At 69.2% G+C, this 21,604-nt stretch carries 22 protein-coding genes; 12 read left to right on the top strand and 10 right to left on the bottom strand.

Annotated elements, in window-relative coordinates:
• Positions 1-54: 54 nt before the first annotated feature.
• On the top strand, positions 55-1,044 hold the full coding sequence (locus WJ35_RS23110; RefSeq protein WP_059567693.1) for an ABC transporter substrate-binding protein: 990 nt from the start codon (positions 55-57) through the stop codon (positions 1,042-1,044).
• A gap of 16 nt (positions 1,045-1,060) precedes the next feature.
• Here the strand turns inward: WJ35_RS23110 and WJ35_RS23105 are convergent, their stop codons facing one another.
• Positions 1,061-1,435, bottom strand: a complete 375-nt coding sequence (locus tag WJ35_RS23105; RefSeq protein ID WP_069240077.1) for a phage protein NinX family protein — start codon at positions 1,433-1,435, stop codon at positions 1,061-1,063.
• 262 nt (positions 1,436-1,697) lie between these two features.
• On the opposite strand from WJ35_RS23105, the gene WJ35_RS23100 reads away from it, so the two are divergent.
• Together WJ35_RS23100 and WJ35_RS23095 are read left to right on the top strand one after the other, a co-directional pair.
• The gene (locus tag WJ35_RS23100) at positions 1,698-2,774 is read left to right on the top strand and encodes a glycosyltransferase family 2 protein (protein ID WP_069240076.1); all 1,077 of its coding nucleotides are present in this window, start codon (positions 1,698-1,700) and stop codon (positions 2,772-2,774) included.
• A 16-nt stretch (positions 2,775-2,790) separates the two neighbouring features.
• The gene (locus WJ35_RS23095; RefSeq protein WP_230459750.1) at positions 2,791-3,915 is read left to right on the top strand and encodes a glycosyltransferase family 87 protein; all 1,125 of its coding nucleotides are present in this window, start codon (positions 2,791-2,793) and stop codon (positions 3,913-3,915) included.
• 93 nt (positions 3,916-4,008) lie between these two features.
• On the opposite strand, the gene WJ35_RS23090 is transcribed toward WJ35_RS23095, so the two are convergent.
• A complete protein-coding gene (locus WJ35_RS23090) occupies positions 4,009-4,188 on the bottom strand; it encodes a Flp family type IVb pilin (protein WP_069240075.1) in 180 nt (59 codons plus the stop codon).
• Positions 4,189-4,821: 633 nt separating this feature from the next.
• On the opposite strand from WJ35_RS23090, the gene WJ35_RS23085 reads away from it, so the two are divergent.
• Together WJ35_RS23085 and WJ35_RS23080 are read left to right on the top strand one after the other, a co-directional pair.
• Positions 4,822-5,229: a DUF427 domain-containing protein gene (locus WJ35_RS23085; protein ID WP_045578138.1), complete on the top strand. Its 408-nt coding sequence runs from the start codon at positions 4,822-4,824 to the stop codon at positions 5,227-5,229.
• 194 nt (positions 5,230-5,423) lie between these two features.
• Positions 5,424-6,416 carry a sulfonate ABC transporter substrate-binding protein gene (locus WJ35_RS23080; protein ID WP_069240074.1) on the top strand — a complete coding sequence of 331 codons (993 nt, stop codon included), beginning with the start codon at positions 5,424-5,426 and terminating at the stop codon, positions 6,414-6,416.
• Between the two features lie 18 nt (positions 6,417-6,434).
• On the opposite strand, the gene WJ35_RS23075 is transcribed toward WJ35_RS23080, so the two are convergent.
• The 4 genes from WJ35_RS23075 to WJ35_RS23060 all read right to left on the bottom strand — a co-directional run bounded on the left by WJ35_RS23075 (position 6,435) and on the right by WJ35_RS23060 (position 9,372).
• Complete coding sequence (locus WJ35_RS23075; protein WP_069240606.1) at positions 6,435-7,022, bottom strand: putative glycolipid-binding domain-containing protein; 588 nt, start codon at positions 7,020-7,022, stop codon at positions 6,435-6,437.
• 35 nt (positions 7,023-7,057) lie between these two features.
• Entirely contained in the window at positions 7,058-8,215 is a 1,158-nt protein-coding gene (locus WJ35_RS23070; protein WP_069240073.1) for an iron-containing alcohol dehydrogenase, read from the bottom strand.
• Entirely contained in the window at positions 8,212-8,547 is a 336-nt protein-coding gene (locus WJ35_RS23065) for a putative quinol monooxygenase (RefSeq protein WP_011881897.1), read from the bottom strand. The genes WJ35_RS23070 and WJ35_RS23065 overlap by 4 nt, the downstream gene beginning before the upstream one ends.
• Positions 8,548-8,655: 108 nt before the next feature.
• Entirely contained in the window at positions 8,656-9,372 is a 717-nt protein-coding gene (locus tag WJ35_RS23060) for an SDR family oxidoreductase (protein ID WP_059622840.1), read from the bottom strand.
• Between the two features lie 132 nt (positions 9,373-9,504).
• Here WJ35_RS23060 and WJ35_RS23055 point away from each other — a divergent pair, with 132 nt between their 5' ends.
• From WJ35_RS23055 to WJ35_RS23040, 4 genes are all read left to right on the top strand, one after another.
• On the top strand, positions 9,505-10,455 hold the full coding sequence (locus WJ35_RS23055; protein WP_011881895.1) for a LysR family transcriptional regulator: 951 nt from the start codon (positions 9,505-9,507) through the stop codon (positions 10,453-10,455).
• 155 nt (positions 10,456-10,610) lie between these two features.
• Positions 10,611-11,999, top strand: a complete 1,389-nt coding sequence (locus tag WJ35_RS23050; RefSeq protein WP_069240072.1) for a uracil-xanthine permease family protein — start codon at positions 10,611-10,613, stop codon at positions 11,997-11,999.
• 97 nt (positions 12,000-12,096) lie between these two features.
• Positions 12,097-12,516, top strand: a complete 420-nt coding sequence (locus tag WJ35_RS23045) for an NUDIX hydrolase (protein WP_011881893.1) — start codon at positions 12,097-12,099, stop codon at positions 12,514-12,516.
• Between the two features lie 86 nt (positions 12,517-12,602).
• Positions 12,603-12,905: a hypothetical protein gene (locus WJ35_RS23040; RefSeq protein WP_011881892.1), complete on the top strand. Its 303-nt coding sequence runs from the start codon at positions 12,603-12,605 to the stop codon at positions 12,903-12,905.
• 11 nt (positions 12,906-12,916) lie between these two features.
• Here WJ35_RS23040 and WJ35_RS23035 read toward each other — a convergent pair whose 3' ends face one another.
• Entirely contained in the window at positions 12,917-13,129 is a 213-nt protein-coding gene (locus WJ35_RS23035) for a hypothetical protein (protein ID WP_059464024.1), read from the bottom strand.
• A 361-nt stretch (positions 13,130-13,490) separates the two neighbouring features.
• On the opposite strand from WJ35_RS23035, the gene WJ35_RS23030 reads away from it, so the two are divergent.
• The 3 genes from WJ35_RS23030 (at position 13,491) to WJ35_RS23025 (ending at position 17,390) form a co-directional block, all read left to right on the top strand.
• Complete coding sequence (locus WJ35_RS23030; RefSeq protein WP_069240071.1) at positions 13,491-14,648, top strand: DUF4382 domain-containing protein; 1,158 nt, start codon at positions 13,491-13,493, stop codon at positions 14,646-14,648.
• Positions 14,649-14,707: 59 nt separating this feature from the next.
• Complete coding sequence (locus WJ35_RS31540) at positions 14,708-14,869, top strand: hypothetical protein (RefSeq protein WP_011881889.1); 162 nt, start codon at positions 14,708-14,710, stop codon at positions 14,867-14,869.
• Positions 14,870-15,440: 571 nt separating this feature from the next.
• Positions 15,441-17,390 carry a hypothetical protein gene (locus WJ35_RS23025; protein WP_069240070.1) on the top strand — a complete coding sequence of 650 codons (1,950 nt, stop codon included), beginning with the start codon at positions 15,441-15,443 and terminating at the stop codon, positions 17,388-17,390.
• A 58-nt stretch (positions 17,391-17,448) separates the two neighbouring features.
• Here the strand turns inward: WJ35_RS23025 and WJ35_RS23020 are convergent, their stop codons facing one another.
• The 3 genes from WJ35_RS23020 to WJ35_RS23010 all read right to left on the bottom strand — a co-directional run bounded on the left by WJ35_RS23020 (position 17,449) and on the right by WJ35_RS23010 (position 21,438).
• Positions 17,449-18,186 carry a winged helix-turn-helix domain-containing protein gene (locus tag WJ35_RS23020; protein WP_059475244.1) on the bottom strand — a complete coding sequence of 246 codons (738 nt, stop codon included), beginning with the start codon at positions 18,184-18,186 and terminating at the stop codon, positions 17,449-17,451.
• Between the two features lie 97 nt (positions 18,187-18,283).
• On the bottom strand, positions 18,284-19,021 hold the full coding sequence (locus WJ35_RS23015) for a TenA family transcriptional regulator (protein ID WP_059475245.1): 738 nt from the start codon (positions 19,019-19,021) through the stop codon (positions 18,284-18,286).
• Between the two features lie 17 nt (positions 19,022-19,038).
• Positions 19,039-21,438 carry a putative bifunctional diguanylate cyclase/phosphodiesterase gene (locus WJ35_RS23010; protein WP_041494176.1) on the bottom strand — a complete coding sequence of 800 codons (2,400 nt, stop codon included), beginning with the start codon at positions 21,436-21,438 and terminating at the stop codon, positions 19,039-19,041.
• Positions 21,439-21,604 lie beyond the last annotated feature (166 nt).

Below are 21,604 nucleotides of genomic sequence, written 5' to 3'. Positions count from 1 at the left end.
GTAATCTGCCGGTCAGCCGTGCATGCCGCGCGGATTACCGAGGATTGCATACCGATGACTTCGCCCGCCTCCCCGGCCCGTCGCCGCGCGCTGCTGCGCGCGAGCGCGCTGGCCGCCGCACCGTTCGCCGGCGCCGCCGCATTCCCCGCGTGCGCGGCCGGCGCCGACCTGTCGAACGTGACGCTGGTGCTCGGCGATCAGGCCGGCGGGCTGCGCGCACTGGCCGAAGCCGCGCGCGTGCTCGACGGCGTGCCGTACCGGTTTCGCTGGGCGAATTTCCAGGGCGCCGCGCCGCTGTTCGAAGCACAGCGCGCGGGTGCGCTCGATCTCGCGCCGGCCGGCGACCTGCCCGTGCTGACGGCCGCGCTCGGCGATCCGGCGCTGCGCATCGTCGCGACGCGCGCCGGCTCGCCGACGTCGCTCGGCATCGTCGTGCAGCCCGATTCGCCGGTGCGAAGCGTCGCCGACCTGAAGGGGCGCACCGTGGTCGTATCGTCGGCGCGCGGCAGCATTTCGCAATACCAGCTGTACGGCGCGCTGCGCGAACACGGCCTCGCGGCGCGCGACGTCGACGTGCGCTTCGTGCTGCCGGTCGACGCGTTCGCCGCGTTCGAAGCGAAGCAGATCGGCATCTGGGCGACCTTCGATCCGTATTACGGGCACGTGGTGCGGCGCGGCGCGCGCGTCGTGCGCGACGGCAGCGGCATCAATTCGGGGCTGGCGTTCCTCACGTCGCCGGTCGACACGCTCGACGACCGGCTCAAGCGCGCGGCGCTGGCCGACGTGCTCGCGCGGTTCGCCCGCGCCGGCCAGTGGGCGCTCGCGCATCCGGCCGATTACGCGAGCGTCTATGCGTCGGTCACGCGGCTGCCGCGCGACGCGGCCATCGACATCGTGCGCCGGGCGCCGCTCGCGCAACGCGACGTGAGCGGCACGGACATCGACGTGCTGCAGCGCGTCGCCGATCGCGCGGCCGCCGATGCGATCCTGCCGAAGCGCATCGACGTCGCGTCGATCGCGGTGCGCAACCTGTCGGCGGCGTAACCGGCTTCTCGTACGTTCAGCGCGGCCTCGACATGTCGAGATCCGGCACGTCGTCGCCGAACGTCGACGCGACCAGCGTGCGCATCGCGGCCACCAGCAGCGTCGGCCCCGACTGGTTGAACGTGCAACGCTCGCCGGCCGCAGGCACGGCCCGATGCAGCACCGCGCGCCACGCGCCGCGGCCGCCGTCGCGCTCGAACGCGCCGAACGGCAGGCGCTCGACCAGCGGTCCGCCGTCCGCCCACGCAGACGACGGCGCATACGGCGCCGGCGCGCCGCCCGGCTCGCGAATCACCGTACAGCCCGCAGCATCGACCCGCGGCGCGTCGAGCGCCTGGGCCATCGCCACCCAGAAATCGAGCGCGGCGCCGCTCAGCTCCTGAACCTGCATTGCCACCTCCTTCGGCATCGAAAGTGCCCATCGTAGCGCCGATCGCTCCGCCGCCGGGCAGCGCGAAGCGCCGCATTGCGCCGCGCCCGCGCCGATACATGTTACGAATCGGCGAATCCTTCCTACAATGAACTCAACACCTGTCGTCCGGTCCGCGGGGGGCCGCCGCGCCGCAGCCGAATGCGCGCGCTCGGACGCGTTCGGCAGATATCGATTCGAACCTCACGGTGCAGCACCGGCCGGATCTCTGGGGAGCCGCAGCATGCCGACGCACGCCAGAAAACCGCTGGTATCGCTCGTCGTGCCGTTTCATGACGAAGACGAAGCGATCGGCGCATTCTTCGCCGCCACGCTGCCGATTCTCGATTCGATCGAATCGGTCCGCTTCGAGATCGTCTGCGTCAACGACGGCAGCCGCGACCGCACGCTCGACCGGCTGATCGCCGTCGCAGCCGGCGACCCGCGCGTGCGCATCGTCGACCTCACCCGCCGCTTCGGCAAGGAAGCCGCGCTCACCGCCGGCCTCGACGAAGCGGCCGGCGCCGCGGCGATCCTGCTCGACGCCGACCTGCAGGACCCGCCCGCGCTGATCCCCGCGATGATCGAGCACTGGCGCGCCGGCGCCGAGGTCGTCGCCGCGAAGCGCACCAACCGGATGTGCGATCCGTTCATGCAGCGCGCGGCCGCCGCGCTCTACTACCGCGTGCACAATGCGCTGTCCGAAGTCGAGATGCCGGAAAACGTCGGCGACTTCCGCCTGATGGACCGGCAGGTGATCGAAGCGCTGCGCGCGCTGCCGGAACGGCGGCGCTTCATGAAGGGCCTGTTCGCGTGGGTCGGCTACCGCACCGCGATCCTCGAATACACGCGCGCGCCGCGCAGCGGCGGCCGCTCGAAATTCTCCGGATGGCGGCGCTGGAACTTCGCGCTCGAAGGCATCACGAGCTTCAGCACCGTGCCGCTGCGCGTGTGGACCTACGTCGGCCTCGCGTTCGCGCTGCTGGCGCTCGCGTACGGCGCGTTCATCGTCGTGCGCACGCTGCTGTTCGGCAACCCCGTGCACGGCTATGCGTCGCTGATCTCCGTCGTGCTGTTCATGGGCGGCATCCAGCTGATCGGCATCGGCGTGATCGGCGAATACCTCGGCCGCATCTACCACGAGTCGAAGCAGCGCCCCGTCTATCTCGTGCGGCGACGCTATCGCGCCGAGCGCGAGGCGGCCGCAGCGCCCGCGTCGACGCTGCTGCAATTCCCGCTCAAGCGCACGCACGCGGCGCGCCGCCGCACGCCGATGCCCGCGGGCGGCAACGTCGCGGCGCGCAAGGCGTCGTTCAAGTAGAACGGGGCCGCGCCGCTTGGACGCCACGCCGCAATCGATGCGTCGCGCACGGCGGCCGGTCGTCGCGTGGCTCACGCCGCGCCGCGTGATCGTGTACAGCATCGTGATGCTGGTGTTCTCCGCGCTGTTCGTCACGATCTGGGCGTGGGTCGCGCATGCGTTCCCCGAGCGCGTGCCGCCGCGCGTCGGCGCCGACTTCTCGGTGTTCTGGACCGCCTCGTACCTGATGCTGCACGGCTCGCCGGCACAGGCGTACGACTTCTCCGCGTTCTCGCGCCTGTCGGCCGCGCGGTTCGACACGCTTCGCCACGGCGCGTTCGCGCCGTGGCTGTATCCGCCGACCTATCTGCTGCTCGTCACGCCGCTCGCGCTGCTGCCGTTCGCGGTCGGCTATCCGCTGTTCGTCGCCCTCGGCGTCGGCGTGCTCGGCTGCGCCGCCTGGCGGGTGGCCGGCCTCGGCGCCGTGGCCGGCGCGTCGCGCGCGGGCGCACTCGCGCTGGTCGCCGCGCCGTGCGTGTTCGTCACCGCGATGTTCGGGCAGAACGCGTTCCTGACCGCGGCGTGCGCGGCGCTGGCCGTCTGCTGGGCCGACCGCCGGCCCGCGTGGGCCGGCCTCTGCATCGGCCTGCTGTCGGTGAAGCCGCAGATGGCGCTGCTGTTTCCGTTCGTGCTGGTGGCCGCGCGCGCGTGGCGCACGTTCGCGTGGGCCGCGCTCGCGACGACCGGCTTCGCCGCGCTGAGCGTGCTGGTGTGCGGCGTCGAATCGCTGCGCCTGTTCGTGGCCAGCGCGGGGCTCGCCCGCGCGCTGATCCTCGAGCACGGCATCGTGTTCTGGTTCGCGTCGCCGACGCCGTTCGCGGCGCTGCGGCTCGCCGGCGTGCCGTTGAACCCGGCCTATGCGGCCCACGCCGGTGTCGCCGCGATCGCGATCGCGGCCGCGTGCGTCGCCTGGGCCGGCACGCGCGACGTGCGCGTGCGTGCGGCGGTGCTGGCAGTCGCGCGAAGGCGTGCGGCACGAGCGCCGCCGCGACGAAGTACAGCGTCGCGAACGCCAGCACCGCGCGATTGGACAGGCGCCGCGCGCGCAGATCCTGCACCGCGAGCGAAGCCAGCACTAGCGGCCGCCGCTTGCACAAGATAGAGCATCGGAGAACCGTCCGTCGGCGCGCCGCGTCCGGGTCCGCCTTACTGCCGCGGAGCCGTGTATTCGTCGGCGACGCGCGGGTTCAGGAGATCAGATCAGCGACGAGACCTTGTTGATCAGCGTCGTGAAGATCGACGACAGCCCCGAGCTGCCGCTGAGCACCGTGCCGACCGCCGCGAGCGCGACCACGACGATGCCGGCAAGCACCGCGTATTCCATCGAGCTGACGCCGCGTTCGTCACGCAGCAGGGACTTGGCGTATTGCAGCATGGCAACCTCCGTATGACCGGGCCGCTGATCGACCGTTGATATATTGGCGCTGCACTGCTTCGGGTGGCGCACGACATTCGCCCGTTCAAGACTCATGCTGCGGCCGCTGTATCGGGCCGTCGGCGTCCCCCGGAATCCCTTCGATCGCTGCGACGCGCGACGTGCGCGCGTCGATTGCATGAGCGCATTCAGCACGATGCGAATCACGCTATTTCGTCTAGGGCATGGACAATTTTTTCGGCGATTTCAAATCATTCGGTGTCGGAATGGATTTATGGAAAAACGGTTATCGAAGCGGATCGGCGCGAATTATTTACCGTCATTTAGCCGCCGCGATGCCGACGGTTCCGGGCCGGACGTAAGAATATTAACGGTGATGCATATTGTTTCCGATACCTGATCGTCTGCGGTAATTCCGCACCTGTTTTCAACGGCATTGCAATTCGCGCCGGTAATTGTGCAGCGCACGGATTTACGCCAAAAAGTTCGGGAACGTCCATTGCCCCAACCGCATCCCGCTGCAGCTTTTGCGCAATGCGCGCATGCTCTCAGTTGGCCGACGCGGCCATCGCCGCGCACATCCTCGCAGCTCGCTTCCACGCGGCGCTCCCACCGTCTCCCGGAGGAACCACGATGTCGATCAGCCCCGATACCCCGTCTCGCCCCGTGAAGTCGCCCGGCCCCGACCATCCGATCACGATCGAACCGCATCCGTCGCGCGTCGTCGTCAAGGCGGGCGGCAAGGTCGTCGCCGATACGCGCCGCGCGCTGGCGCTGCGCGAAGCGAGCTATCCGGCCGTGCTCTACATTCCGCGCGACGATGCCGACATGTCGCTGCTGCAGCGCACCGACCATGCGACCTACTGCCCGTACAAGGGCGATTGCGCGTACTACTCGATTCCGGCGGGCGGCGCGCGCGCCGTGAATGCGGTGTGGACCTACGAGCATCCGAATCCGGCCGTCGAAGCGATTCGCGGCCATCTCGCGTTCTATCCGGATCGCGTCGATGCGATCGAGGAAAGCGCGGCCGGCAGCGATTGACCGCGACGACGGCCCACCGCGCCGTCGTTCATGCATCGTCGCACTACTGATTTGCATATGCGGATTCGTTGGTTGGCCGGCCGGACAGGCCGCCGTATCGTGCTGAGTCTCGCGCGGGGCAGTTCGCGCCCGGTTTGAGTCGGGCCACGTCGCTGCGCAGCCCATGAACTCGCCGCAGCCCGCAGGACGCCTCGATGAACGACATTTCGCCCGACACCCTCGACACGCCGCCGCAAAGCACGCGCCGCCGCCGGTGGCTGCAAGGCACCGCCGCCACGCTCGCCGGCGTCGCGCTCGGCCCGCTCGCCGGCCTGCCCGCCCGCGCACAAGCGGGCGGCACACGGCTGCGGATCGGCTTCCAGAAATACGGCAACTTCGTCGTGCTGAAGGCGCGCGGCACGCTGGAAAAGCGGCTCGCGAGCCAGGGCGTCGCGGTCGAATGGCTCGAGTTTCCCGCCGGGCCGCAACTGCTCGAAGGGCTGAACGCCGGCGCGATCGACGTCGGCACGGTCGGCGAAACGCCGCCGATCTTCGCGCAGGCCGCGGGCGTCGACTTCGTCTACATCGGCAGCGAACCGCCCGCGCCGCGCGGCGAAGCGATCGTCGTGCCGCCCGATTCGCCGATCCGCTCGGTCGCGCAGCTGCGCGGCAAGAAGGTCGCGCTCAACAAAGGCTCGAACGTCCACTACCTGCTCGTGAAGGCGCTCGAGCACGCGGGCCTCGCGTATGCCGACATCCAGCCGGTCTACCTGACGCCCGCGGATGCGCGCGCGGCGTTCGTGCAGCGCAACGTCGATGCGTGGGTGATCTGGGATCCGTACCTGGCCGCCGCCGAACGGCAGTTGAACGCGCGCGCGATCGCGAACGGCGAAGGGCTCGTGCGCAACACGCAGTACTTTCTCGCCGCGCGCAAGTATGCGGCCGCGCAGCCGCAGGTGCTGCGCGCGCTGCTCGACGAAGTGGACGCGGTCGATCGCTGGGCGCGCAACCATGTGCCGGACGTCGCCGCGCAGTTGTCGCCGCTCGTCGGCCTCGACGCGCCGACGCTCGAAGTCGCGCTCAAGCGCGCCGGTTACGGCGTCCAGCCGATCACGGACGCGACGCTCGCGTACCAGCAGAGCATCGCCGATGCGTTCAGCACGCTGAAACTGATTCCCGGCCGCGTGAGCGTCGCCGACGCTCGCTGAGCCGCGGTTGCCGCCGCGCTACGCGCGAGCGCTCGCACCAATGCGCCGCCACTCGTCGTAATCGATGACGAGGCCTGCGTCGTCGACCGCGATGTCGGCCGCATAGGCGCCGCTCTCATAGCGGTACACGCGCTCGGCCGTACGCGTATAGCGTTGCTCGCCGCGCCCGAGCTCGAACTCCGGAAAACGCAGCCACGCGGTATGGATGACGGCCGACGCGCCGACCGTCAGTCCGAGCCGCCGGATCGGCAACGTATTGGTCGACGGGCTGAAGCCGAGATCGATGTCGGTCGCACCGTCGAGCGCCGCCGCGTGTGCGCCCTCGATCGTCCACCGCCCCGCTTCGCAGCGGATCTCGAGCCGCTGCGGCGGCGCCGCGCCGTGGCGATGCACGACGCGCACCGAACGCGTGAGCCAGTCGGCGCCGCATTCGATCGCATAGTCGATGCGGAACGGCGTGCCGTCGAGCGCGCCGGCGATCGTACCCGACAGGTCGATGCCCGCGGGCGCGGGCGCGAGCCGGCACCATTCGGCGGCTTGCCAGGTGTGCAGCACCTGCCATGCGACGCATCGGGCGGTCGTGGCGGCTTCAGCCCCTTGCCTCATACCGCCGTCTTCACCGGTCACCATCCGCGCCGCCTTCACCATGCCTGCCGATAAATCGCGAGCGCATCGGCTTCGGTCACCTCGCGCGGATTGTTCACGAGCAGGCGGGTCTGCAGCATGGCTTCGGCCGCCATCCGCGGCAGGTCGCGCTCCGTCACGCCGACCTCGCGCAGCGTGCGCGGAATGCCGGTCGCGGCGATCAGCCGGTCGATCTCGTCGATCAGCGCGCGGGCTTTCGCTTCGTCGCTGCCGGCGGCGGCCGGCGCGACGATCGCCGCGAGTTCCGCATACAGCGGCGCGGCGGCCGGCGCGTTGAAGCGCAGCACGTGCGGCAGCACGAGCGCGTTCGACAACCCGTGCGGCACATGGAAGATCCCGCCGACCGGATACGCGAGCGCGTGCACGGCCGCGACGGGCGCGTTCGCGAACGCCTGGCCGGCGAACATCGCACCCACCAGCATCGCTTCGCGCGCATGGCGATCACGGCCGTCGTCGCAGGCCGTGAGCAGGTTGCGCGACAGCAGCGTCAGCGCCTGCTGCGCCAGCATGTCGGACACCGGGTTCTTCAGGCGCGCGGACGTATAGGCCTCGATCGCGTGGACCATCGCGTCGATGCCGGTCGCCGCGGTGGCCGCGCGCGGCAGGCCGAGCGTCAGCTCGGCGTCGAGGATCGCGACGTCGGCCAGCAGGTGCGGCGACACGACGCCCATCTTGCGCGCTTCGCCGACCGTCACGATCGACACCGCCGTCACTTCGGAGCCGGTGCCGGCCGTCGTCGGCATCTGCACGAGCGGCAGCCGCGCGCTCGTGACCTTGTCGACGCCGTACATTTCCGCGAGCGGCTGCTGTCCGGGCACGAGCGCCGCGAGCAGCTTCGCGACGTCCATCGACGAGCCGCCGCCGAGGCCCAGCACGATCTCGGCGTCGGCCGCGACCGCCCGCCCGGTCGCGTCCAGCACCACGTGCTCGGGCGGATCGGCAACCACGTCGTCGATCACGGTCACCTGCCAGCCGTGCGCGGCGAGGCTTTCGAGCGCCGGCGCGAGCACGCCGCTGCGATGCAGGACCGCATCGGTGACGACGCACAGCCGCGCAAGCGCCGGAAAGCGTTCGCGCAGCAGCGCGCCGAGCCGGCGCGCCGCACCGAACTCCACGATCAGCGACGGCACGGTGCGGAATTGAAACGGGTTCATCGAGCGGCTCCCGGTTGCGTCGCCGTGCCGGTGTCCGGCTGCACCATGTAGCGCGTCACGTCGCGGCGATCGAGCAGCGGAATGATCTCGCCGATGCCGATGCGCTGGAAATGCGGCGTTTCCCGATGGGCGTCGAGGCCGCCGGCGTCACGGTAGCGCTCGAGGATCACGATGTGGTCGGGATCGACCGGCGACCGGAAGTACGCGTAGTCGAGGTTGCCCGGTTCCGCACGCGTGGGCGGCGCGAGCTGCGCGAGCAGCTCGATCACGCGCTCGCCGTTGCCGGGTTTCGCGAAGTAATGCGCGATGACCTGCAGGTAGGGTTCGTTCATGCTGCGCTCCGGAGTTGTCGGCTGGTCGGCACGCCGACACGGCGCGCGCACCTCGACGTCGCATTGTATTGAATCGGCGCGACGCGCGCAGAGCGCGACCGTCGCGCGCTACCAGGGCACCGTGCGGCCCTGGTAATCGAGGTATTCGAGCCCCGGGCGGCGGCGCTTGTCGAGCAGCACGTTCACGAGGCCCGGCACGCTTTCGTCGATCGTCAGCCGCGCGTCGGGGCCGCCGAGTTCGGTGCGGACCCAGCCGGGCGCCATCAGCACCATCGCGCGCGCCGTACCGGCCTGACGCGCGGCGAAGCTGCGCATGAACTGGTTCAGCGCGGCCTTGCTGCCGCGGTACACCTCGCGCATCCCGTTGACGTTGTTCGACACGCTGCCCTGCCCCGACGACATTGCGCCGATCAGGCCGTCCGCCGTCACGAGATCCTGCAGCGTCTCGATCGTGCGCATCGGCGCGAGCGCGTTCGTGATCATCACGCGCACGAACTCGTCGGTCGTGACTTCGCCGATCGTCTCGGCCGGATCGTTGCTCGTGCCCGCGTTGACGAACAGCATGTCGAAGCGCCGCCCCGACAGGCGCGCGCGCAGCGCGGCAAGCTGCGCGGGCTCGCAGATGTCCAGCGTCTCGATGTCGAGCCGCGCGCCGACGCGCTCGGCGAGGTCGTGCAGCTTCGAGCGGCCCGAGCCCGCGCGGACCGTGCCGGTCACATGCCAACCGTGATTCAGGAACTGCTCGGCCATCGCGAGCCCGAGGCCGCGCGATGCGGCGACCAGCAGGATCGAGGGTGTGCCGGCGTGCGAGAGAGTCGGTTGCATCGTATTCACCTTGGAGATCGTTCGTCTCCGGCTACTGTAGGCGCTCGCCATCGGATGCACCAGACGCACCGAACGCAATCCACGATTGCACCGGACGCCATGTCACGCCGCGCCATGCCTTATGCTGTCGGGATGGAAGACCTCGATCTGAACCTCGTCACCGCGCTCGACGCGCTGCTCGGCGAAGCCAGCGTGACCGGCGCCGCGCGCCGGCTGGGCTTAAGCGCGTCCGCGATGAGCCGCACGCTCGCGCGCTTGCGCGCGGCCACCGGCGACCAGCTGCTCGTGCGCGCCGGACGCCGGCTCGTGCCGACGCCGCACGCGACGGCGTTGCGCGAGCGCGTGCACGCGGTCGCACGCGAAGCGCAGGCCGTGCTGCGGCCGGCAGCGGCCGACCTCGACCTCGCGACGCTGTCGGCCACCTTCACGCTGCGCGCGGCGGCGTCGTTCATGGAGATGCTGGGCGGCCCGGTCGTCGCCGCGATCGGCGACGTCGCGCCCGGCGTGCGCGTGCGCTTCGTGCCGCGGCTCGCGCGCGACCCCGGGCCGCTGCGCGACGGCTCGGTCGATCTCGACATCGGCAAGCGCGGCGACGACGCGCCGGAGCTGCACACGCGCGAGCTGTTTCACGACGCGCACGTCGCGGTGGCGCGCAGCGGCCACCCGCTGTTCGCCGCGGCCAGAATCACGCCGGCGCGCTACGCGGCCTGCCGCCACGTGATCGCGGCGCAGCTCGGCGACTTCGGCGGCCCGGCCGACGACGGCGAGCGCACGGCGGTGGCCGCGCACAACGTCCACGTGGTCGTGCCCGGCTATCCGGATGCGATGCGCGTCGCGGCCGGCACCGACCTGATCGCGCTGGTGCCGCGCTCGAGCCTCGGCAACGCGCTCACGCCGGGGCTCGCGGATGCGCTCGGGCTGCGCAGCTTCGCGATCCCGGTCAAGTTGCCCGAGATCCTGATCTCGGCGCTGTGGCACCCGCGCATGCACGGCGACCCGGTGCATCGGCGGCTGCGCGACGTCGTCATCGACGTCTGCACGCGTGCGTATCCGCAAAGCCGCGCGCCGCGCCGCCCGCGCTGACCGTACACGGGACTGCCGCACCGTCGTTCTCGACTCCGTTCGCGGCCGCCGTTCCGTGGCCGCCAGGCGCCGGCCGTCGCGCCACACCAAGGGGCGGCGCCCCCGGCCGTTCGGCTAAAATGCCGCACTTTCCCTCCTGTCCGGCCCGCTCGTCCATGCAACCCGCCTCCTCTGCCCGATCCGCCGCTCACGGCGCCGACGACGCATCTTCCGCGCGCGACCTCGTCTACGGCCCCGACGACCGGCCGGCCCCGACCGTCGCCTTCGTCGCCGCCCTGCAGCACCTGCTGGCGATCCTGGTGCCGATCGTCACGCCGGGCCTGCTGATCTGCCAGGCCCTCGGCGTGCCCAGCCGCGACACGACGCTGATCGTGTCGATGTCGCTGGTGATCTCCGGGATCGCGACCTTCGTCCAGTGCCGGCGCTTCGGCCCGCTCGGCGCGGGCCTGCTGATCGTGCAGGGCACCAGCTTCAACTTCGTCGGCCCGCTGATCGCCGGCGGCAGCCTGATGGTCAAGCAAGGCACCCCGGTCGAGACCGTGATGGCCGCCATCTTCGGCGTCGTGATCGCCGGCTCGTTCGTCGAGATGGGGGTGTCGCGCATCCTGCCGTTCATCAAGCGCCTCATCACGCCGCTGGTCACCGGCATCGTGGTGCTGCTGATCGGCCTCACGCTGATCAAGGTGGGCCTCGTCAGCATGGGCGGCGGCTACGGCGCGATGGCCAAGGGCACCTTCGCCAGCGTCGACAACCTGACGCTCTCCGGGCTCGTCCTCGGCACCATCATCCTGCTGAACCGGGTGCCCGTCGTCTGGGTGCGCAGCACCGCGCTCGTCATCGCGCTCGCGGTCGGCTATCTCGCGGCCGCGTTCATGGGCCGGCTCGACTTCACCGGCGCGCACGAAGCCGCGCTGTTCCAGATCCCGACTCCGCTGCACTTCGGCATCGGATTCTCGTGGCCGCTGTTCGTGCCGATGCTGATCATCTACCTCGTCACGTCGCTCGAGGCGATCGGCGACGTCACCGCCACCAGCAAGATCTCGAAGCAGCCCGTCGAAGGCCCGCTGTGGATGCAGCGCATCAAGGGCGGCGTGCTGGTGAACGGCGCCAACTCGCTGCTGGCCGGCGTGTTCAATACCTTCCCCAGTTCCGTGTTCGCGCAAAACAATGGCGTGATCCAGCTCACCGGCATCGCGAGCCGCCACGTCGGCCTCTGGATCGCGGGCATGCTCGTGGTGCTGGGCCTGTTCCCGCCGGTGGCCGGCGTGCTGCAGGCCGTGCCCGAGCCCGTGCTCGGCGGCGCCGCGATGGTGATGTTCGGCGCGGTGGCCGCGTCCGGCATCAACATCCTCGCGGGTGTCCGGCTGGATCGCCGCGCGCTGCTGATCATCGCGGTGTCGCTGGCGCTGGGCCTCGGCGTGTCGCAGGTGCCGGAGATCCTCGCCAGCCTGCCGCATGCGCTCAAGAACGTGCTGGAATCGGGCGTCGCCACGGGCGGTATCTGTGCGCTGGTGATGAACTGGTTTCTGCCGGAACGGCAGTAACGCCACCGACGCCGGCACGGCGCGATCTGATCGTCGCGCTCGGCGACGCCGGCCGCCGCTGCTTGGCCCGCCGCCCGGCAGCCGCTAGAATCGCACCATGTCGCCAGCCACCTCCATCGCCCCGCCCGAAATCGCCACCGTCCCGATCAAGGAACGGGCGACCATCGTGTGCTATCGCGCCGAGCAGGTGCTGCTGGTCGCCCGCATGTCGTCGCGCTGGGCGCTGCCGGGCGGCACGATCAAACGCGGCGAAACGCCGCTCGAAGCCGCGCATCGCGAATTGCTCGAGGAAACCGGCATCGTCGGGCAAAGCCTCGTCTATTCGATGCAGTTCAGCGGGCTCGCGAAGGTGCACCACGTGTTCTTCGCGGAAGTCGGCCCCGAACACAAGCCGACCGCCAGCAACGAGATCGACAAGTGCAAGTGGTTCGCGATCGATCGCGTCGCGGCGCTGCGCGCCAGCATCCCGACCAAGCGCATCGTCGAACTGGTCTACCGGCACGAGATCCTCGCCTAGGTAGACGCCCCAGCCCCGCCGGCTCGCACGAGCCGATATCATGCGCCCACGGTCCGTCGTCGCGTTCCCTCTCGAGCGAGCTGCAGATGAACAGTGCGTACACCTACCGCGGATACACGATCGATGTCCGCTGCGAATTCCGGCTCGACCTGCCGCACGCGCGCGCGTCGCTGGCCGATCCGCCCCGGTTCGGGTTCGTCGCCATCGTGCAGGTGCGCGCGGGCGAGCGCGCCACGCGGCTGCTCGCGCCGATCCGGCTCGCCGACGACGGCGGCCGCCTGTTCGACACGACGCGCACCGCGCTGTGCGCGGGCCAGGCCGCTGCCGAGATCATCGTCGACGATTTGCTGGCCGACGCCGGTTGCGCGAACGGGCGCGCCCGCTCGTAACGCGCCGGTGCTCAGTGCATCCGCTTCCTGCGGAATTCGTGCGTCGAGTAGACGGCGAGAAAGATGCCGAGCATCGCGATGCCGAATGCCAGGAAGTCGTGGGCGGCGCCCGTGCCGTTCAGCGATTTCGGAAAGAGGTCGAGGCTCAATCCCGCCGCGGCCAGCAGCACGCCTGCCGCGACACCCCATGCCGGTCCGATGGTCGTTTCTTTCGTGTTTTTCATACAGCACCCGTCTACAGTCGTTGCCAGGCGGTGTGTGCGCATTGCGCCGCGTTCACCGCTCACGTCCGCACTATAACGAGGAAAAAAATACCGCGGGTTCGGTGCTTTTACCCATCAAGTTTTTGCCTCGCGCGGCCGATCTAAGCAGCGCCGTCCGCTGCTATCACGTTCGGCCGGGCGCGCTCGTTCGTTCGCGGCGCGCCGCACTGCGGCGACGCTGAGGCGGAACATGCGCCGCCAAGCCAGCCCCTTTACGCGTGGACGCAGAATTTACCGTTCGTTGCAAACCTGTCCACACTGTGGGCGCCGCGCGCGGCTATGCTTCGGTCCATCCACAATCATGATGGAAGGGGACAAAACAATGAATAATCGATTCTGGAAGGCCGCGTTGTGCGCGGCGATGGTGCCGTTCGCGCTGGCTGCGTGCGGCGGCGGCGACGGCGGCAGCACGCAAACCGGCACGCTGCACGTTGCGATGACCGACGCGCCGTCGTGCGGCTTCGATCATGTCTATGTGACGGTGTCGCAGGTCCGCGTCAATGCGAATGCGAATGCTGCCGATAACGATGCAGGGTGGTCCACCGTCGCGCTGCCGGCGCAGCAGAAGATCGACCTGCTGTCGCTGACCAACGGCACGCTCGCCGACCTCGGCCAGACCGCGCTGCCGGCCGGCCAGTACCAGCAGATCCGCCTCGTGCTCGCGCAGAACCAGGGCAATACGCTCGCGAACTCGGTCGTGCCGACGGGCGGCGCCGAGCAGCCGCTCGCGACGCCGAGCGCGACGCAAAGCGGCATCAAGATCATCAGCCCGTTCACCGTGCAGCCGAACACGCTCGTCGATCTCGTGCTCGACTTCAATGCATGCAAGTCGATCGTGCAGCGCGGCAACGGCTCGTATGCGCTGAAGCCGGTCGTGACCGCGACGCCGACCATCGTGAGCGGCGCGATCTCGGGCTACGTTTCGCCGACGGAAGCCGGCGCGACCGTGTACGCGGAACAGGGCGGCAAGGTCGTGCGCGGCACGGTGGCCGACGGCAGCGGCAAGTTCGTGCTGTCGCCGCTGGTCCAGAGCACGACGCAGGGCAACTACGACGTCGTGATCGTGCAGAACAACGTCGCGTCGGGCGTCGTCCGCTCGGTGCCGGTGGTCGTGAACACGACCACGGCCGTGTCGACGTCGAACGTGCCGATCGCGCTGCCGGCCTCGGCGATGAGCACGGTCAGCGGCACCGTGACGCCGAGTGCGAACGCGCAGGTGCGCGCGCTGCAGACGGTCGATGCGAACGCCTACGAGATCACGTCGGCCAACGCGAACCTGGACACCGGCGCGTATGCGCTGAACCTGCCCGCGGCCGCACCGATCGTCGGCACCTACTCGGGCACGTTGCCGGTCGCGCTCGCCGCGTCGCCGGGCGCCACCGGTCAATACACGATCGAGGCCGATGCCGCGTCGGGCGCGACGCAATCGACGAACGTCAACGCGACGACGAGCCAGACGAACGTCAATTTCACGTTCTGACGCTCGGCAGCAACCACGAAAGGGCCGCACGGCCCTTTCCTCGATAACGGGAGAACGATGTGAAGAAAGGGGTTATTGCGCTGCTCGCGGCAGCGAGCGTGGTGGGCGCACTCAGCGGATGTGTCGCCTACGTGCCGGGCGCGCCGGTCGTCGTCGCGCCGCAGGGCGGACCGGGCAACGGATTCTGTCCGCCCGGCCAGGCGAAGAAAGGCAATTGCTGATGGCACGAAGCCCGCTTCCCAAGCGGGCTTTTTTTCGTCGGCGGCCAGACCGGCACGACGGCAGCGCGGCATGCGGACGTGGCGCAATCGGGGCGCGTTCCGATGCTCGGCAAGCGCGCAGCGCCATCGTTTCGACATGGCGTCCGGATCAATTCAACGTTCCGACTTTATCAAGCGCAGACACCCTGCCCCAACGCCGCGAACGAACGTCGCACATCGTACGCAGCCTGCGCAGCATTCCCTAATTTCAACGATCCGATGCGCCTTTTCCAGCGGGCCTCCGAGCGCGAAATGCGGATTTGCAGGCCGTCGATTCGATGAAATGGCCGCGACATGCCATGCTTATCCTCATATCAACCGGCGCCGATCGTCCCTACTCTGCCGATTCCGTGCATCGCTTCCGCGACCTTCGTGCATTCGACGCGACGTCGCACCCGGAAATACCCGCACATCCTGACGGCAGGTGATCGTGAACCCCAATCTTCGCAATGCCGCGCTCGGCGCCGCACTCCTACTTTCCCTTTCTGCATGCGGAGGCGGTGCATCGTCATCGACCACCGGCGCCGTTTATATGGGGCCGCTGCGCAACGCGTCGGTCAGCGTCTATGCGGTCGCGGCCGACGGCTCCGCGTCGGACCAGCCGATCGCCCATGCGGTGACCCGCGACGACGGCACGTTCGTGCTCGGCGGCGCCGTGCACTATCCGGTGCTCGTGCGCGCCACGGGCGGCGTGTATGACGAGGAAGCGACCGGTACGCGCACGGCGCTGCAAGGCGACATCGAAGCCGTCTTCACGGCTGCGCCGGCGCGCATGATCGTGTCGGTCTATTCGAACGCGATCGTTCAGGCGGCACGCGCCGCAGGCGGCTTGACCAGCGCGAACCTCGCGGCGGCGATGGTGCAGGTCAACGCGTTCGCCGGCGGGTTCGACGTGCAGCAGACCTCACCGGCGTTCGTCGCGCCCGGTACGGCGCTCGCTGCCGCCGATCTGTCCGACGGCGCAAAAATGGCGCTGGCGCTCGGCGCCGAATCGCAGAGCCGCACCGACACCGGCGCATCGGTTCAGGACAGCACGCAGAACATCGCCGCGCAATCGGCCAACGGCGACACGCTGACCGAGTGCAATACCGGCGCCGGCAATCCCGCGGCCGACGGGACGCTCGCTGCGCCGCCCGGCGGAAATTGCGCGGTGACGACCGGCGCGGCCAGCTACGCAGTGAACCCGCGCAATCGTTCGGGCATCGCGTCAGTGGCGATGCTCAAGCCCGTCGTCCCCGGCAAGCCGGCGACGATCACGGTCAGCGACGGCGCATGCCGCGATCGCGTCGCGCTCTACAACGAGCAGTTGCCGCTCTTCACGAGCCGCAAGAACGACGTGCAGGCGCGGCTCGGACACGACGTGACCGTCGACAACTGGTCGAGCTTCGCCGACGGCGGCTCGTGGGGCCCGCGCGCGGCCGTCTACGGCGCGATCACGACGGCGTCGTGCGCCGGCGACGTCGCGACGTTCCAGCGCGAGCTGTTGCTGGCAACCGAGAACTACTGGGTCGACCAGGAATTGAACTACTGCCATCACCATATTCCGGGCTGGCTGCCGCCGGCTTCGCGCCCGTCGTTCTTCAACTCGGATACGTCGTCGAAGTCCATGACCTGCGCGCCGCATCGACGCAGCAACGGCGCGCAGACCACCGCGACGCTCGCCAACGCCGACATCAAGTGGCAAGGCGTCGACTGTTCGGACTTCACGTCGTGGGCCTACGATTTTGCCGGCATCACGCACGCAAGCGGCAACCTGCAGACGGGCATCGGCACGCAGGCATGCTCGATCGGTTCGGACCCGCTCGCGGCCGTGACCGACCAGGCCGGCGTGCTGCTCGACATCAATCAGGACAACGTCGCGCAATTCGTCGATCATCTGCGCCCCGGCGATCTGCTGTACATCACCGAAACCGCGCATCCGCAAGCGGCGCCGCAGAGCATGATGTCGGGCTTCGTCGTGTCGCACGTGGTCACGTGGACGGGCAAGCGCTTCAGCGACCTGCGCAACGGCCCCGAAGGCCAACGCTACGATCCGGCGGTGGCCGGCGCGAGCGGCTCGCGTCTGGGCGGCGATTTCGGCGGCTTCTTCTCGCGTGCGGACGGCGGAACGACCAAGGTGCAGCCGTCCGAGATCGGTACGACCGACATGGACCCGTGGATGATCATCGACAGCCACTATGCGGGGCCGGCGTACCGTCCGTTCATTCTCAAGACGCCGAAGCTGAACGCCGACTGGTACGTGACGAGCCTGTCGCACGTGCGCCGCGTGATCGACCCGGAATCGGCCAGCGCCGATCCCGTGCTCGCGCCGCTCATCATCACGAAGGAAGCGACGGGCCAGGGGCAGTTCAGCCGCTACGTGGTGCTGAGTTCGCCCGCGGGGCGCGCGGCGACGAATGCGCACAAGCTCGTCTATCAACTGTCCGGCGCGAAGGGCGTGCCGACGTGCCACCGCACGCCTGCCGACGCCCCCGCGCAATGACGGCACGACCGATGCCGACCGCGTCGGCTTCGTCGGCTCCGTCGCCAACGGCGACGACCTAAATGCGCGCTGGCGGCGGCGTCTGCAGGTCGTCGTCCGGCAGCACGCCGAGCGGCACGAAGATGTAGCCGCGGCCGCGTACGGTGCGGATATAGCGATAGTCGCCGAGCGCGCCCTCGACCACGTTGCGCAGCCTGAAAACCAACACGCCGAGCCCGCGCTCCGCGCGCCCGGCGACGGCCGGCCCGAGCCGCGCGAGGATCTCCGCGCGCGACAGCACACGCATCGGCTGCGCGATGAACACTTCGAGCAATGCGAATTCGCTCGCGCGCAGCCCGAGATCTTCGCCCGCGCGCGTCGCGCGGCGCGTCACGAAATCCACGTCGATGTCGCCGAACGCATAGCGATCGACGTGGCGCGGCGCGCGCGCCGCATGCCTGCGGATGGCGCAGCGCACGCGCACCGCGAACTCCATCGGCTCGAACGGCAAGACGAGATAGTCGTCGGCGCCGGCCTCGAACGCGACGAGCTTGTCCGCCAACTGCGCGCTGCTGCCGAGCACGATCACCGGCAGGTCGCAACCCGCGCACCGCAGCGCGTCGAGCGCCGCGCAGACTGCCGTGCCCGGCGGCTCGAAGCGCAGCACGATCAACGCGGGCGCCACCGCGGCGACGCGCGCGCGCAGCATCGATACGTCGTCGAGCACCGACATGGCGATGTCACAGCCGCGCAGCAACGCACGAATCATGCCGCGCATGCGCGGGTCCGGCTCTGCGACGAGTACTTTTGTCAGCATCGGAAATCGTCCAGCAGGACAGCGGCGTGCGCGTCGTCGCCATCACGCCGACGTGCCGACGACGACGCGCGTACCGGCTTCGGCACGGCGCGACCGCCTAAACATGCAGACAGCAATCGAGGCTCATCAGGAAGTATTCGAAGCTCTTGCGGATCGACGTCTCGACCTCGCGCACGTCGCGCGCGTCCGGCGCGCGGCCGAGCAGCGTCGCGACGATATCGAGCGCCTCCCACGGATGGCGGTCGTCGTACTCGGCATGCAGCTTCAGCCAGCGCATCGCGCGATGCCGCACCGACGCATCGAACTTCTCCTCGTACGGCGACGCGCACAGCAGCGCGCTCCACTCGCCCGTGACGCCTTCGATCGCGTAGTTCGTCGCGGCGATGCTCGGCGCCAGCGCGTCCGCGCTGCCGCTCTTCCAGCACCAGTGGCTCAGCGCGAAGCCGGCGAGCGGCGCGTCGGCGCCGAGCAGCATGTCGCGCGTCACGCCGGACTCGGCGGCCCAGTTGGCCCAGTGATCGACGTGATTCTGCTCGACGCGGATATTGCGGATCAGATAGCGCCGCGCCTTCTCGTCGCCGCGCGACCGGTACGCGGCGGTCTTCACGAGATTCATCGCCATGTACTCGGGAAACTGGCTGACCACCGCCCAGCCGGTCACGAAGAACGTGCGCAGTTGCGCCGCCGTCAGCGTCCCGTCGATCATCGCCGCGAACACGGGATGCGCGCGGATGCGGGCCTTCAGCTCGTCGGTCGCGCCTACCACGTCGCGCAGCCACGCTGGATAGCTGGCCAGGTCCATGATGTCGCCGCTCAGCTCGAATGGAGCATTCATCTGTTGTCCTCCGTGGTTCAATGGAATCCCCCTTCCTGCCAGGGCACGGGGCGGCCGAAGTAATAGCCCTGGCAGTAGTCGACGCCCAGCGTGCGCAGCATCTCGGCCGTCTCCGGGTCCTCGACGTGCTCGGCGACGGTCCGGTACTGCATCACGTGCGCGATGTCGTTGATCGCGCACGCGATGCCACGCTTGACGTGGTCGGACGTCATGGTCGCGACCAGCCCGCCGTCGATCTTCAGGTAGTCGATCGGCAACTGGTGCAGATACGAGAACGACGACATGCCGGCGCCGAAATCGTCGAGCGCGAACCGGCAGCCGAGATCGCGCAGCTCACACATGAAGCGCGATGCGACTTCCAGGTTGCGGACCGCGCTCGTCTCGGTGATCTCGAAGCACAGCAGCGACGGCTCGAGCCCCGACGCCGACAGCTCGGCCATCACGAACTCGACGAAGCGCTCGTCGGTGATCGAGCGCGCCGACAGGTTCACGTTGTATTCGACGTACTCACGCCGTTCGAGCCGCGCGAGACGCCGGATCACGTTGCTGACCACCCAGCGGTCGATCATCGTCATGTGGCCGTAGCGCTCGGCGGCCGGCAGGAACACCGGTGCGATCAGCTTGCCGTCGGCGTCCGGCACGCGCAGCAGGATCTCCACGCGCTGCGGCGCGCCGTCGCCAGACTGGATCGGCACGATCGGTTGCGCGTGCAACTGGAACGCATTCGTTTCGAGCGCCGTCTTCACGCGGCGGCTCCATTGCGTGTGATACGCCGGGCGGCCGGCATGCAGGTCGCGCGGATGCGCGACGTGCACGCGATTTCGGCCGCCGTCCTTCGCGACATAGCACGCGAGGTCGGCCATCTGCATCGCCTTCTCGATGCTCGCGGGACGGCACGCGAGATCCAGCAGCCCGATGCTGACGCTGATCTTGAACGGCTCGCCGTCCCACGTGAACGTGAAGGCCTCGAGCTGCGCGCGCATGCGCTCGGCCTTGCCGTCGTCGGGCGCGACGTTGCGGCAGGCCGGCAGCAGGATGCCGAACTCGTCGCCGCCGAGGCGGCCAAACACGTCGCCTTCGTCGAGACAGCCGCTGAATACCGCCGTCGCGTCGCGCAGCAGCACATCGCCGGCCGCGTGGCCGCATACGTCGTTCACTTCCTTGAAGCCGTCGAGGTCGAGCACCATCAGCGCGCCGCCCGCGCCGTCGGCCAGCATCTCGCCGAGGCGCCGCTCGAACCCGGTGCGGTTGATCAGGCCGGTCAGCGCGTCGTGCGACGCCTGCCACGTGAGCCGCTCGATCAGCTGGTGCTCGCGCGTCATGTCGCGCAGGGTCAGCACGTGGCCGACGCAACGGCCGACGGCGTTGGTCATCCGCGACAGCGACGCGCGCACGGGCACCGCCGCACCGCATACGCGGATCAGGTTGAGATCGCGCGTGAACGTGTGGTCGCCGCCGTTGCAAAGCGTTGCGAGCAGCTTGATCGACATGCCGGTCGACGTGTCGATCAGGTCGAGCACATCGTTGATCGGCTCGCCGACGCACCGCTGCGCCGTCCTGCCGAGCAGTTGCTCGGCGGCCGGGTTCACGGTCTCGATGCTGCGCGTGAGACCGATCGTGACGATCGCATCGACGACCGAACGAAGCGCGGCGTCGGCAAATGCGAGGCTGCGGTCGAGCTCGGTCTGCATCGACGACTGCTGGCGTTGCGCGCGGCTCGCCCAGCGCACCGACAGCAGGATGATCAACAGCGACGCCACCACGTACGACAGGAGCAACTGGATCACCGCTGAACGGAATTCGGCGCTGAGTTCGTCGGAGAAGCGTTTCGGCAACGGCTCGATGCGCGAGTTGATGTCCCAGAGGTCGCGGTTCAGGCGGCTCGTGCGCGCGACGTCGCCCGCGTGGACCGACTCGCGCAGCGCACCGGCGAGCCGGCGCAGGTCGAGCAGATGCCGGTCCGCCTCGGCCCAGTACTGCAGCGCGGTGTTCACGTGCGCGAAGGAGTTCAGGACCGGATAGAACCACACGACCGCGGTCGCATCGACCGGGTTGATGCCGGCCGCGATCATCGCGTAGCGGGCCACGTCGTAGTCGGCCGGCACGCCGATCATCGCGCGGTGCGCAACGCTGAACGACACAAGCGTCGCGTCCGCGAGCCGGTAATCGTCGAACAGCTTTTCGTCGCCGGTGTCGGCGTAGCGGCTCAACAGGATGACCTCGTCCTTCTGCGCCTTCGACCAGCTGCTTTCGCCGCCGACGTACACGCGCAGCGACATGATCACGACCAGGCTGACGGCCACGAACCCGGCCAGCGTCACGACCACGACGACGACCGGCAGGATGCCGAGCACCGGGCTCCACGGCCACACGTGAAACGAGCTGCGCTGACTCTGAAACTTCGTACTGTTTTCCATACCTTCACGACCGCTTTCTGGTTCTTCTCGATCCAACCTGCCCGGCGCGTCGCCGGAAATCCCGCGTTCACGCATCCATGCTTCCCCGTGTACTGCGCACCGCCGTTCATGCCGCTGCTGCGCGACGCACAGGTATCGGCTGCGCAGCATCACCTGCAGCCGACGG

It is taken from the genome of Burkholderia ubonensis (assembly GCF_001718695.1).
GTDB lineage: Bacteria > Pseudomonadota > Gammaproteobacteria > Burkholderiales > Burkholderiaceae > Burkholderia > Burkholderia ubonensis_B.
Note: the sequence above shows the minus strand (reverse complement) of the source record. Positions and strands in the feature narration are given on the sequence as shown.